General features: G+C 39.5%; 13 protein-coding genes. 3 read left to right on the forward strand and 10 right to left on the reverse strand.

Annotated features, from left to right (window positions below; translation table 11 throughout):
* Both AC1DG9_RS14980 and AC1DG9_RS14985 read right to left on the reverse strand, forming a co-directional pair.
* The coding region (locus tag AC1DG9_RS14980; RefSeq protein WP_477634816.1) for a hypothetical protein at positions 1 to 602 on the reverse strand (602 nt) is incomplete at its 3' end.
* A gap of 40 nt (positions 603 to 642) precedes the next feature.
* Positions 643 to 3,771: a beta-L-arabinofuranosidase domain-containing protein gene (locus tag AC1DG9_RS14985; protein ID WP_337715005.1), complete on the reverse strand. Its 3,129-nt coding sequence runs from the start codon at positions 3,769 to 3,771 to the stop codon at positions 643 to 645.
* A 265-nt stretch (positions 3,772 to 4,036) separates the two neighbouring features.
* Here AC1DG9_RS14985 and AC1DG9_RS14990 point away from each other — a divergent pair, with 265 nt between their 5' ends.
* Positions 4,037 to 5,512, forward strand: coding sequence for a family 43 glycosylhydrolase (locus tag AC1DG9_RS14990; RefSeq protein ID WP_337715008.1), 1,476 nt, complete (start codon positions 4,037 to 4,039; stop codon positions 5,510 to 5,512).
* Positions 5,513 to 5,583: 71 nt separating this feature from the next.
* Here the strand turns inward: AC1DG9_RS14990 and AC1DG9_RS14995 are convergent, their stop codons facing one another.
* Positions 5,584 to 6,561 carry an NmrA/HSCARG family protein gene (locus tag AC1DG9_RS14995; RefSeq protein ID WP_288880237.1) on the reverse strand — a complete coding sequence of 326 codons (978 nt, stop codon included), beginning with the start codon at positions 6,559 to 6,561 and terminating at the stop codon, positions 5,584 to 5,586.
* A gap of 114 nt (positions 6,562 to 6,675) precedes the next feature.
* Here AC1DG9_RS14995 and AC1DG9_RS15000 point away from each other — a divergent pair, with 114 nt between their 5' ends.
* Positions 6,676 to 7,053 carry a winged helix-turn-helix transcriptional regulator gene (locus tag AC1DG9_RS15000; RefSeq protein ID WP_477634817.1) on the forward strand — a complete coding sequence of 126 codons (378 nt, stop codon included), beginning with the start codon at positions 6,676 to 6,678 and terminating at the stop codon, positions 7,051 to 7,053.
* Between the two features lie 36 nt (positions 7,054 to 7,089).
* Here AC1DG9_RS15000 and AC1DG9_RS15005 read toward each other — a convergent pair whose 3' ends face one another.
* The 7 genes from AC1DG9_RS15005 to AC1DG9_RS15035 form a co-directional block, all read right to left on the reverse strand.
* Entirely contained in the window at positions 7,090 to 7,302 is a 213-nt protein-coding gene (locus AC1DG9_RS15005; protein ID WP_172663626.1) for a DUF6965 family protein, read from the reverse strand.
* Positions 7,303 to 7,571: 269 nt separating this feature from the next.
* A complete protein-coding gene (locus AC1DG9_RS15010; protein WP_337715010.1) occupies positions 7,572 to 8,288 on the reverse strand; it encodes a hypothetical protein in 717 nt (238 codons plus the stop codon).
* Positions 8,281 to 8,601: a hypothetical protein gene (locus tag AC1DG9_RS15015; protein ID WP_337715012.1), complete on the reverse strand. Its 321-nt coding sequence runs from the start codon at positions 8,599 to 8,601 to the stop codon at positions 8,281 to 8,283. Before AC1DG9_RS15015 ends, AC1DG9_RS15010 begins: the two co-directional genes overlap by 8 nt.
* Positions 8,602 to 8,734: 133 nt before the next feature.
* Positions 8,735 to 9,550, reverse strand: coding sequence for an SDR family NAD(P)-dependent oxidoreductase (locus AC1DG9_RS15020; RefSeq protein WP_337715014.1), 816 nt, complete (start codon positions 9,548 to 9,550; stop codon positions 8,735 to 8,737).
* Between the two features lie 128 nt (positions 9,551 to 9,678).
* Positions 9,679 to 10,101 (reverse strand): hypothetical protein, encoded by a 423-nt coding sequence (locus tag AC1DG9_RS15025; protein ID WP_172663630.1) that lies wholly within the window; start codon positions 10,099 to 10,101, stop codon positions 9,679 to 9,681.
* A gap of 135 nt (positions 10,102 to 10,236) precedes the next feature.
* Complete coding sequence (locus AC1DG9_RS15030; RefSeq protein WP_337715015.1) at positions 10,237 to 11,100, reverse strand: alpha/beta hydrolase; 864 nt, start codon at positions 11,098 to 11,100, stop codon at positions 10,237 to 10,239.
* 121 nt (positions 11,101 to 11,221) lie between these two features.
* Positions 11,222 to 12,133, reverse strand: a complete 912-nt coding sequence (locus AC1DG9_RS15035) for a helix-turn-helix domain-containing protein (RefSeq protein WP_288880251.1) — start codon at positions 12,131 to 12,133, stop codon at positions 11,222 to 11,224.
* A gap of 168 nt (positions 12,134 to 12,301) precedes the next feature.
* Here AC1DG9_RS15035 and AC1DG9_RS15040 point away from each other — a divergent pair.
* A partial coding sequence (locus AC1DG9_RS15040) for a hypothetical protein (protein ID WP_477634818.1) occupies positions 12,302 to 12,512 on the forward strand: 211 nt, incomplete at its 3' end.

A 12,512-nucleotide genomic window follows, 5' to 3' on the forward strand; every position in this document is an offset into this window, starting at 1 on the left:
ATATAAAACTCATCAATCCCATTAATTTCCTGGACATCAAGATAGGCATCATCAGTGAGTTCAAAATTTCCATCTTTTGATGGGATGATCCGGCTACTTAGCAAAATTTCAGACCATTGAGTTAAAAAATCGGCTGGAAATTTGTCTGTTTTCATTGAAACAAGAACCGTATGCCTGCAGGTTTTGCCATCTATAATATAAATAAGCGTAGAAATGGGAGTTTGCTCAGATTTAATCGTTCGGTTTTCCAGACTGATCAGCCGATATGGAAGAGGGTTATTTTTATTTTCCGCCAGGAGCGTAAAACGAATGCCTTTGTCTGCTGATAAGTCATGTGATATATTAATACTATCCAGTGGCTTAGTATTTTTTGTGATATCATCATTTAATATCATCAGCATTTTTTGCCAGCTTTCCTTCTTGTCGTCTTTAACATCCCACTTCTCATGACGACGAGAAAAATCAGTTTGGATAGATAATTTCTTGTCAAGGTCCCATCGCTCGGCTTTTGGCCAGCGGATCTCTATATCTTCCCGATTAGACTGCGCTTTTGCCAGCCCGAACATTAACACCAGAGCGCTTAAAGCAACTATGTTTTTCATTTGTATTTTTCAGTCATGCAGATGCATTAAAGTTAGCACATTATTTTAAATCAACGTCCAGGTAAACCGAATGTCTCCCATAAGTATCATAAAATGGTTTAAAAACAACATCGTCAATCCTGAATTCTAAACGGTTAGGATCACCTTTAATCGTCTTGCTAATATCGGCAGCGTTCAAGGTAATTTTGCGCCAATCCCTTCTTGCTTCCGGTTCCTGTGCGGCGAGCAAAATAGGTCCATAAAACAGACTGGCTATGTTCTGCTGATCCATTACCGGATCAAGATGAAACTGAAAAGGCATTCGAAGCTCAATGATATCCCCGTCCTTCCAGCTCCGGCTCAACCTGAGATAAGTTCCGGGATGCGCCTCCAATTTTTGAGCCTGCCCATTAATCACGACAAAGAATCCCCTGGTAGCCCAACCAGGAACTCGAACATTGATATCAAATTCCCCACTTCCTTTAACTGTCAGTTTGGTATGATCTGCTCTGGGAAAATTTGTAGATTGTATAATGCTTACCTTACGTTCTGTCCATCTCAATATTGAAGGTATATAGAGATTCACGTACAAGGATTGATCATCAGTGCTTTTAAAATAAATTGAATTCTGCAACTTAGTGCTGCTTTCTATTGCGGTACCATTACAGCAAGTAAAGCCGGTCATCTTCGCATTCCCAAATTGCTTTAGGGATCCAGGTCTGAGTGGCACATGATAAGTATTTGCAGGAGAGTGTTCATCAACTGACGCCAGAATATGGTTATACAATCCGCGCTCATAATAATCCATAAACGCYGCACTTTGATCAAAAAGAAAAAGTTCAGTGCTTAATTTTAGCATATTGTAGGTTGCACACGTTTCATTCTGACCGCCCTCTGAGAAACCATTCTCATAAAGCGTTCCGGGTTGAGCAATGAAACATTCGGCATTGGCAGGATTCCGTGCACCAGCAACTCCGCCTATGCTATACATATAACCGTTAACCACGTTATACCAAAAGTTGTCAGCAATTCTATAATAGTCTGGATTATTCGACACCCTGTACATTTCGATACTTCCAACAACCTGAGGAATATGCTGATTGGCATGCAATCCACGAAATACATCCACATTATTTACCAATCCGCCAGTATGATTTTTATCCCCGTAAAACACTCTGATGTTATCAAACTTTATCGCGGTTTGAAGATAATCTTGATTACCCGTGATCCTGTACAATCTTGCCATGGCCTCATTCATGCCTCCAAACTCGCCGGCAATATAAGTGTTCCACATCTTGATAAGGGTATCTGTAGGCAATACATTTAAGCGCTTATGAACCCAGTCGCCCATTCCCTTGGCTAAATTCAAAGCCTTTTTATTGCCGCTAACCTCATAAACATCCATCAGACCTGCTAAAATCTTATGTAATGTGTAATAAGGTGCCCAAACCTGATTGTTTTGCCCACCATATTTAGCGCCTTTCTCCAACATAATAAACTGATCTGGCGGATAGGCACTGATGAATCCTGTACCCCAGTTCCAATAATCTTTGCGAATTCCCAGATCACTAAGATCAGAATCAAAACCTGTTTTACCAGGGCCAAAGGGTATTGCAGCAGGATCCGATACAAATGCACCTCCAGCTACCTTAGGTCTGCCAGAAAGTTGTGACAATTCATATAAGGTATTAACCATATACTTCATTTTATTGGAAAAATTTTCATGAAGTGTCTTATCATAGCTGGTGCTGGCATAAGCCTGGGCAATTGCGGTAAGATAGTGTCCTGTAGCATGTCCTCTGAGTTTGGTGTCCTGGGAATCCCATACGCCAAGTGGCACAGCCCCAACTGGTTGTTTCTGTCCGAAGGCATGTCGGAACATGTAGAGAAAGGAATTCGGATCAGTTTTGGCCAGGGTAGAGATGAACTTGTCTCTGTTTTCGGTAAATTTAGTTTGGTGACCCAAAAGATCATTTCCTAAAGACACCCGATCGAGACCAAAAGTCTCCAGTTTTAAAACCGGAGCTGTTGATTTTTTTTCTGCACCTACCGTAACAATCGCTTTGGCTCGAATTTGGGTACCAGGAATTTGCCCGTAAACAATATACTGCCCTTGGCTAAGCACCGAACTGTTGTCATTAGGCAAAGGCCATAAAACCCTCACAGCCGGCCCATTTTTTAATTGTCTGTATGTCCCCTGAATATAACTGGGAAAGCGTGGTAAAACTCCCACCTCGGTGGCAACTTCTATATCAGCTACCTTTTCCAGATAGGTATTATATAGCTGCGCTTCTGTTTTGGGAAACTGCTGAATATCCTCTTTAAAATTACTTACATTTACCCCATTGTCGTTCGCAATTCCCGCAGGATTGACTGAATTCTTGTAAATAGTCAATACCTGTGTTTTACTTAAGGCAACCCGATAAATACGAAAATCATGAAGCAATGCATTCAGATTAGACTTTCCGGACTTCAAAGATTTTCCGATAAAAAGCGTATTCCGGTCATCCGGAAGTTGATTAAAAACCATCTTCAACTCAGAGGGAATCTCCTTGCTATTTCCCACGAGTTTACCATCAATATAGGTCATGATAGATTTAGATGAAACATCAATAATTATTGCAACATGAAGCCACTTATTGAGCTCTGGAGAGGGGCTAACACCCCCATTTCCCCCACTCTTCTCTGAACGTATCGTGGTCTGAAAACCTTTTTCATCATCTATGCCAAACGGAGCAGCGAAAAAATGGTTTGTTACACTCTTTCCAAAATCAAACAAATATTGCCCAGGTTGATCGGAACGCAGTTTTACCCACGTGGATAAACTAAGTGACTCTATATCCGCCAAAGATGCAGCAGGCAAACTAATAAAGTCATCACTATCACCAGACAATGATAAAACCTTACCAAATTGTATATCATTTGCAAAATGAGACTGCACACCTTCAGCTTTGGCATGAAGGTTATTTCGAGACCAGTCTTTAAGATCACCGTTAAAAATATAACGCGCAATCATACCGGTTTCGCCTATACCATCCAGTATCTGATCACCACTTTGTGCTTTAACGTTGTAGATGGACTGGCTAAAAAAAGTGATGCATAGCGCAGCGTAAAAAAGTAGAGAATGGACTTTCCTTCTTAAATTATATTTTTTAACAATACACTTATCAATATAACAGTAGCAATTCATGACGTAAAACTATCAAGAATTAATCGTCGATAGTTAGTGGATTTTAACTTATGAAACCATAATATTAACACCCTACCAATTTTTAAAGTGCAATCATCTCTTTAGCCCGGCTTTAATACTGGAAATATTTGGTTTTCAAATAATGGGGAAATACACGTGACTGGCTTATTCTTGATATTGAATAAATGATACAATTAGACAAATTTTTGATCAGAATTGAATGTATGGAAGCAGTAAATTAGATTAAACCAATTATAAAAATCGTATGAAAATCATCTCAACGGGCCGTTTGCGAATAGCAAACAATTTATTCACCTATGCAATAATTATTGCTTCAATTTTTTCAGGATGTGCAAAAAAAGATCCTGAGTCTGTTTCCAAAGCCACGCTCAAAAGTAATGAGGCAACACAGAAATTACTATCTGTGGATTTAATGAGTGGTAATCCTATTTTACCTGTCGCGACGGCAGATCCCGATATCATTTATGCAAATGGAAAATATTACATTTACCCAACTGCTACCGGACCAAATGCCAGCCAATTTCATGCTTATTCATCAACAGATTTACTAAACTGGACCGACGAGGGCATTGTATTAGATTTAGTAAACGTTAGCTGGGCGCATACAGATGGTTGGGCACCATCTGTAGTTGCACGAAATGGGAACTACTATTTTTATTATACTGCTGCAAAAAAAATCGGTGTGGCTGTGAGCAGCAGCCCAACAGGTCCATTTGTTGATAAAGGGAGTGCTCTTGCAACTGGTGATGGAACTGACCCAATAGATCCGATGGTGTTTGTAGACACCGATGGGCAAGCCTATATGTACTGGGGAAATACCACGATAAACATTCAGCAGCTTAATAATGATATGATATCGCTAACAGGCACGAGAGGACATAATAAGCCGTCCAATTATTTTGAAGCACCGTATATCATTAAAAGAAATAGTATTTATTATCTGATGTACTCCATTAATGATTTCAGCAGTGATGATTATCATGTAGAATATGCGACTTCATCTAACCCAATGGGTCCATGGACAACTAAAGGGCGTATCACATCACCACTTGGAGCGATAAAAGGACCAGGACATAATGCCGTATTAAGAAAACCGGGCTGCAGTGATGAGTATTTCTTTGTTTACCACAGACGCACGAGTACGAATATACATGAGCGTCAAGTGGCTATTGACAGGATGTTTTTTGATGGGGCAGGTAATATTATGCCAATAAACATTACCGTTTCAGGTGTAACACAATCATTGGGTTCAGCACCTTGCCTGATACCTAACCCAATACCTAACGGGCAGTATGCAATCAGATCAAAGGTTAATACAGTTTCTGGTGTTGGCTTATATCTGGATATTGCAGGGTGTGCTGTTGGCAATGCCGATGTAAGGACCTGGACTCGTACTACCTGTAATGGACAGAAATGGAACCTTACTTATTTGAACAATGGGTTTTATAAGATCATATCGGAACTGCCTAATCATAAATCATTAGATCTGGATGCTTGTGCAATTGAACGCGGGGCAAATGTCCAGGTTTGGGACGTTTTCCCTAATGATTGCCAGCAGTGGCGCATTGAATCTGTGGGAGGAGGCTGGTACCGTATTATGGCAAAGGCGGGAAATAATGTGCTTGATATTGTAAATGGAGACCCGGCACCGGGGGCAGATGTAAGGTCATGGACATGGAATGGGGCAGATCCTCAGCTTTGGAAGTTTGAAAATCCTTAATATCTTACCTTTTATAGTTAGAAAAGCAGTAGCTGTTTTTCTAACTATCGAATTCAAATAATGATTCGTCATCAATATGTGAGCTTTTGGCCTTGCCAACCCGTAGTCCGTAGAAACTCTTCCCAACTAAGGGTATCGAGGTCTATTTGACGGCTCCATAGCAAATCGCGATCTTTGCCGAAATAGCCATATTCAACTGCATACTCAGCCATTCCCAAAATCTCACGTACCAAAAGCTCGTTTGACCGAAATTCCGGGAATTGATAAAGGAAATCCTCCCGTGTGAATGCTGAGCCATACCTGGCTTTCTTACCTGTGACCCGAACAAAAGTATCTACCATTTCCTGTGGTGAAATAATATCGCCAATTACTGGCAGGGACTTACCGGCATATCGACTGGGGTTCGAAAGAATTTCCAAAACGGCGGGGCCAGTAGCTGTAAGGGGATCAACAAATGGTGCGCGAAAATCTTTTGGTAAATAAATCGGAAATACAAGTGTATCACCCACTAAAACAGGAGTATAAAACTCCATAAAATTAGTGTAAAAAAAAGCCATGTAGATAAACGAGCTTGTGATGGGAAGTGTGCGGATATATGCTTCAATCATAGCCTTGTCTGTAAAATGTGGAGCAAACTTTTTCCCTCCTGTAATTTTATCTACATTTTCCAAACTGCTAAAGATAATATGCTGAACCCCTGCTTCAACTGCTGCGTCCGCTAACTCCTTACCCAACTCCATCTCGTGGGTTTGCGGAGGGGCAATACTTGGCGTCATCATGAAAATACCATTCGAGCCCCGAAACGCTTCCACGAAATCTTTTTTATAACCCAGACAAAGTGGTAAACTCACAAGTTCAGCTCCTTGCTCGACCAAATCAAGGGCTTCTGGTGAATCTATACGTCGAGTAATTCCACGTACACGATAACGCCCGCTCTGTAACAATGTACGTGCAGTGCTGCGCCCCTGCTTGCCCAAAATACCAACTATTGTGATAAGCGGTTTGTCCTGTTGTTTCATTGCTTCATTTACTTTTAAATTCGATACCATTCTTTTATTATTTAAGTGAAATGTTATACTATAAAAATTATAGTTGCAAAATTATTTTTAGCATACTACATTTACAATAACTATCCAAACAGATAGGTTAAAACAAAATGCCGGATGAAAACAGAATGTATAGGTGATTACGTAAAACTAAAGGGAAGAGTTTATCCCTGCACAATAAGTCTAGCGATGGATTTAATAGGTGGTAAATGGAAAGCGGTAATTCTGTATCATTTAAAAGATGCTGAAAAACGCTACAACGAGCTTCGGAAAGAAGTACCGAATATTACCGAAATGACATTGAGTTTACAGTTGAAACAATTAGAAAAGGACGGCTTAATATTAAGGAAAGTATATGGTAAAAAACCGCCTATTAAGGTTATATACAGCCTAACGGATTTTGGAAAAACATTTATACCAGTTTTAGAAACAATTACGAACTGGGGAAATCAGATCGTTTCAGAAAAGGGTKAATTTGTTAACAACACCATTTAAAATATAAATACGGCAATAAAAATCTCTTTTCACCAGCTATTGGTGACTATTATTGATCAATTCAATCAGTCTGTTTAACCTCCATCGCACCGGTTCTTTAACCCGCTCGTTATTACCGAATTTTAATATAGCCAATTCTTTAGCCACAAATAAAGGAACATCCGTAACTATTGCCCCCTGTCCTATTTCAATTGGCCCTTCCGGAAGCGCAATCCCATGGAATGCCGCTTCGTAATCTTCTGCTGTCATGGCGCGAAGATATCACATTGACTGGAAAAAGCGTTACGTTTATTTTAAGCCTACAGGAAATCAACTGACAGTCAACCTTAAGAAAAGCAAAAGATGCTTGAGGAACCCAAAAGTTATACAGAAATTACACTACCTGGACCGAAGGATACCTAAGGTCTGATACTGGTTTTTCGGCGAAATGTAAGGTGAGCAGTATTAATACAATTAATACGCACCAATTGCTTTTGTTTTTTTAATTTTAAAAACTACTCTCCTGTGGAACATCAATTCTAGGGGGATCTGCGGACATCTTTCGTCTTATCAAAAGTTGCCAGACAGCTATCCAGTGGTTGACCTTGCTTATAAATGCAGTCGCAGAAAATTTCGCAAGCCGCGGGGTTTTTGCTGGAAGCGCATTGATTTCTGCATTCAGCTTCAGAGTTGCCCGGTATGATCTCATATAAATAGAAAGTACCTACAATAATAAAGGCCACAGCTGCGAAAGAACCACCAAAAAATATGACCCGAAGACGTACACCCAGGGGCTTTTTTAACACATAAGGATCTGTGTTGGGCTGCTTAAATGGCAAAATGTATTTTAAACGGTCATAGTCCCAAATTAGTAAAAACAAACTTGCCAATAGCATGATCGTAACGATCCGGGTACCGTCAAAGCGGGTAGCATAAGTGAGTACACATATGTTCACGATGAGGGAAAAATACATCAGGGCACCAAGAAGGGATGTTCTCGGGATCAATAATAATATTGCTGTTACTATTTGAGCAACTCCAATAAAGGTGTAGTAATACCCTGTGAGATGTAATGCATCAAAATAATGTCCTAAAGGATTATTTGATGGCAGGCCCGCAGCGAATCGTTCACCTATGATTTTAATATAACCTGCGGGAATAAAACTGGCTGCCAGAGCGAGACGGCAAAAAATAGCAAACCGCTGAAACCAATTGTCAGACTTTGCTTCATAGTATATTTCTTCAAATCTATTCATGTTTCTTGCGAAAGATAATTTTACTTAGGATAAAATGAAGAACGATAGCTATAACAGTCCAATATAGCGCACAAGCAAGTGCCCGAACTGGTGGTGCAGGATCCGGATCGTTGAGTATAGGGGCCAAGGGCCCTACTAAAACAACTTTGACAGGATATATGATTGTGGCTACGGTGCGTTTCCATGCTATTGGCGACCCAGTTCCAGGGAACCAATCTCCGTTTACAGGCTGCAACAGTAAATTAAAGATAATCTGAAAGGCAAACGCCGAAACAAGAAAGATGATAACAAATTTTGTTCTTGAGATCTTCATACTATTGAGTTTTCACAAATAAAAAAGCACTTTGCAATACAAAGTTAACCAACTCACTTTGTATTGCAAAGTATTTTAAGAAAATTATTACCTGCTCCTACGATTCAAGTTACCTTGTTTATCTGTTGGTCGTTCAATTGTCCTTAAGAAAAGCGGGTTTTGCGTTTTTGTAATTAAGTGCAGCTGTTGTTCCTGCAGTAACATCTATAGTAACACCAGTTATTTTCCCTGCCAAATCTGATCCTAAAAAAACGGCAGTATTTGCAATATCCTGCATCAATGGCAACTGATTGAGCATTGTATCATCCACAATTTTTTGCAAGAAAGATTCAGCCTCATCACTTCCAGTAGCAATAAATTCTTTAAATGGACGTGAATCTGGTGAACCCGCCGACCTGATATTAACAACTCTTACCCCATATGGGCCAAGTTCTGCTGCCAGATCCCTGGAAAGACTCTCTATTGCGCAGCACACCGGACCAAAACCACCAACCATTGCATATCCAATACCGCCTGGAGTTGCTGTTAAAGAAAGTATTACTCCCGATTTTTGATTTTTCATAATTCTACCAGCCGCTGTCATTGTCAGAAATTGAGTATGCATTGCATCATGAACAGGTGAAATAAAATCTTTGAGTGACATCTCGATTAGTGGAATATTCTGAACATTTTTAATTCCTATTAAATTGAAAGATATATCAACACTACCAGCCATATTATGAACGAATTCAATATGTGTTCTGATGGAATCCTCCTGCATTGCGTCAACCATACCGGCATAGGCTTTACCACCGGCCGCAATAATTTCATCAGCAACCTGCTGCGCAACCAATAAGTTTTTATTGGTTACAAAAACATTGGCACCGGCTGTGGCCAGTGATTGAGCAACAGTTCCTCCCAGGGAGGAACTTGCCCCATAAACAATCGCATTTTTATTTTGAAGTATCATAATTCCAGTTTATACATATTGTTCAATACAAAGCTATTGTTTGGCTCATTCTAATTAGGGGTGTAAAACGGACAATATTAGGTGGAGAATGCGACAAAATCGGTGATACAATCCTTTATGGCTAAATCTTACTGTTTTGTTCCCCTGAAATTGTAGGTAACATCACTTGAGGAACTGGAAAGTGTAACAATAGATATGTTTTTTACCGAGTGTTGATATACCAGTGTACCTTCAGGTGTTCCAATAGCCTCAGCATCATCAGAATTCTGTATTGCTTTTACGGTGATAATTTTTGGCGTTACATTGGAATATGGTTCGCCTTGTTTTGGTGTAATCTTTACTTTGTTACCATTTTCTTTGGTAATAACAATAATTGCGTTAAAATATTCCTGGGTAGCATCAAGTGTTCCCTTATATGTTCCCACAACTCTTTTTGCAGCTTCCTCATCTGAATTTACAGGTGAACCTCCTTCTTTTTTCTTACAGGAAAACAATACAGTTAACGCTAATACTGATAATACTAATGATAAGTTTTTACTTGCTGATTTCATAGATTGATTTTTTAATACCTTATTAAATAATGTCGATTTAAACTGATCAAAATTACCCGGTCGGTTTTACTAAACATGTGCAAGAATGCTCAATTCCAGAAATGCGCTTTTCAAACAGTAATAGTTATTGTATTTTTAAAGAAGACCATTTTTTTGCATCCAATTCAGACAACTCGGAAACCAGTTACTTTTGTTTTCCGAATCAGAAATCCCAAATCCATGTCCACCTGATTGCAGGATATGCAACTCACCCGGAACACCAGCTTTAAGCATTGCTTCATAGAAACTCAGACTATTTTTTACTGGAATAACGTCATCATCAGCAGCATGAACCAAATATGTAGGCGGTGTTTTGGCACTTACGTGCCTATTGGTACTGTATAAATTTAATGCCTGTCGGGAAGGTGTCTTTCCGATTAAATTTTCCCTGGTCCTGAATATATAGGGGTCATAAATAATGACCGGATAGAGCAAGATCATAAAATCTGGCCTAAGCGATATGTTTTCATTGTTTTCAATCACTACCCTATTTAACTGAGTACCGGCTGTAGAAACCAGATGCCCCCCTGCCGATAATCCCATCATGCCGATTTTGAGTGGATTTATGTTCCATTCGCCAGCTCTTTTGCGTACGATCTTAATAGCGGTTTGCGCGTCTTGCAGGGGACCTATTGTTTTATCTTTCATGATTTTGTCACTGGGCAAACGATATTTCACAACAAAGGCCGCAACTCCAAGTGCATTAAATGCATTTGCAAGCTCAACGCATTTTTTTGGCGCCAGAACAAAATAGCCGCCACCTGCAAAAATAATTACAGCAGTGCCATTGGCCTTATCTTTCTCCGGAAAGTAGGCCTGCATAGTCGGAACACTAACGTTGCTAATCAGGCCAGAACTATCAGTCTGCTCTATATAATCTGGAGGTACTTTTTTTGAATTTGGGATACCATACGGATAAAGTGGTATCACCTGATCCTGGGCTTGGCAAAGGGATATCAATAAAATACAAAAGATTAAGGTTATTGCTCGTTTCAATATTACTGGAGTTAGCGTGATCAGATTTAAAAATTGATCTAAATTATTCCGTCATTTGTACTAAACGTATGCAAGAATGCTCAATTTAAGCGTAAGCTTTTCTAAATATTAAAGGCTGGGTGCCGTAAGCAGATTTAAAGGCCCTACAAAAAGCACTGACATTTTCAAAACCACATTGCCAGGTGATCTCATGTACAGGTTTATTGCTGTTTTTAAGGAGTTCAACAGCCCGATCAAGCCTGATCTGGATCAGGTACTGATACGGAGTGGTTTTAAAAACAGACTTGAATTGCCTTACGAGCTGAGGAACAGATAAACAGGCGTTACTGCTGAGTGTATCTAAATCATGCTTTTCCATAAACGTGGAATGAAGGAAATCTTTGGCAATACACAGACGTTTGTATATCTCCATTTTGGAGCTTAGCTTTACCGCGGAAACCTCGGCCGCCTGTCTTGATTCTGATTTGAGCGTGCTTATAAGATAATGAAGAAAAAAAACAAGATGTTCTTCGGTACCTCCATTATAACCATGGGTTTCAAGATCTGAAATCAGCCTTGCAAGTTGAAACTGTACTTCAGGTTCAATAGCATTAAGCGTCTGGAAAAACTCAGGTTGTGCATTGTGAATGAGAAAAGGATTGTCTAATAACTCATTATCTTTTTTTAATGTGTCGTTGAAGACTGAAGATGCAAATTCCTTTTTAAAGAAAACCGATATCCCTCTAACCCTTTCATGGGTATCAATATTGCACGAATAATTCTGTTCATTGTTAAGGATCAGGAATTGTCCGGGCCTTATTGCCAGCCGGCGATTATTAATGCCATACCACTCTTCACCTTCCAATATCGTCTTGAAAGACAAACATCCTACATGGTCATCACAAAAACTAAAACTGCTTGTAGTATTGAAAATAACATTGTGTTCTTTAAACCTGCTAAAGTGTAGCTCTTCGTTAAAATCTGGGCTGGAGTGATCAGGAAGCGAAGTTAAATACATAGGTATGATGATTATCTTAATCTGTAAAGACGTACACAATATAGCAATTGCCCCATAAAAACAAGGGAATTGTTAATAAGATAATATTGTGGAAATCTTGTGAATAATTTATTGAATACCAATCCGATTTACCTCGTAAATTAGTATAGTATTTAACAATTGTCAGTCATGAAAACGGTCTTCTTTCTTTTGTTAAGCTTAGGGATTTCTGCCAGCGCATTATACACTGCAGCCAATATGTCCAATCCCTTTCCTGTATATGGTTTAGTTCTGAGTATCTGGGTTTTGTTTTACTGGAGTTATACCCGCAGATCACGCCGTATAGCCAACAGACGATTCCGGGAAAACATGTTTCAGGAATACATGCGCAGCACCATGC

Source organism: Pedobacter sp. 05L430, from assembly GCF_056397585.1.

Excerpts from the sequence above, each read along its gene's own strand:
- AC1DG9_RS15025 (WP_172663630.1), bottom strand. The coding sequence starts at position 10,101 with ATGAAATCAGCAAGTAAAAACTTATCATTAGTATTATCAGTATTAGCG.
- AC1DG9_RS14990 (WP_337715008.1), top strand. The coding sequence starts at position 4,037 with ATGAAAATCATCTCAACGGGCCGTTTGCGAATAGCAAACAATTTATTC.
- AC1DG9_RS14995 (WP_288880237.1), bottom strand. The coding sequence starts at position 6,561 with ATGGTATCGAATTTAAAAGTAAATGAAGCAATGAAACAACAGGACAAA.
- AC1DG9_RS15010 (WP_337715010.1), bottom strand. The coding sequence starts at position 8,288 with ATGAATAGATTTGAAGAAATATACTATGAAGCAAAGTCTGACAATTGG.
- AC1DG9_RS15015 (WP_337715012.1), bottom strand. The coding sequence starts at position 8,601 with ATGAAGATCTCAAGAACAAAATTTGTTATCATCTTTCTTGTTTCGGCG.
- AC1DG9_RS15020 (WP_337715014.1), bottom strand. The coding sequence starts at position 9,550 with ATGATACTTCAAAATAAAAATGCGATTGTTTATGGGGCAAGTTCCTCC.
- AC1DG9_RS15035 (WP_288880251.1), bottom strand. The coding sequence starts at position 12,133 with ATGTATTTAACTTCGCTTCCTGATCACTCCAGCCCAGATTTTAACGAA.
- AC1DG9_RS15005 (WP_172663626.1), bottom strand. The coding sequence starts at position 7,302 with ATGACAGCAGAAGATTACGAAGCGGCATTCCATGGGATTGCGCTTCCG.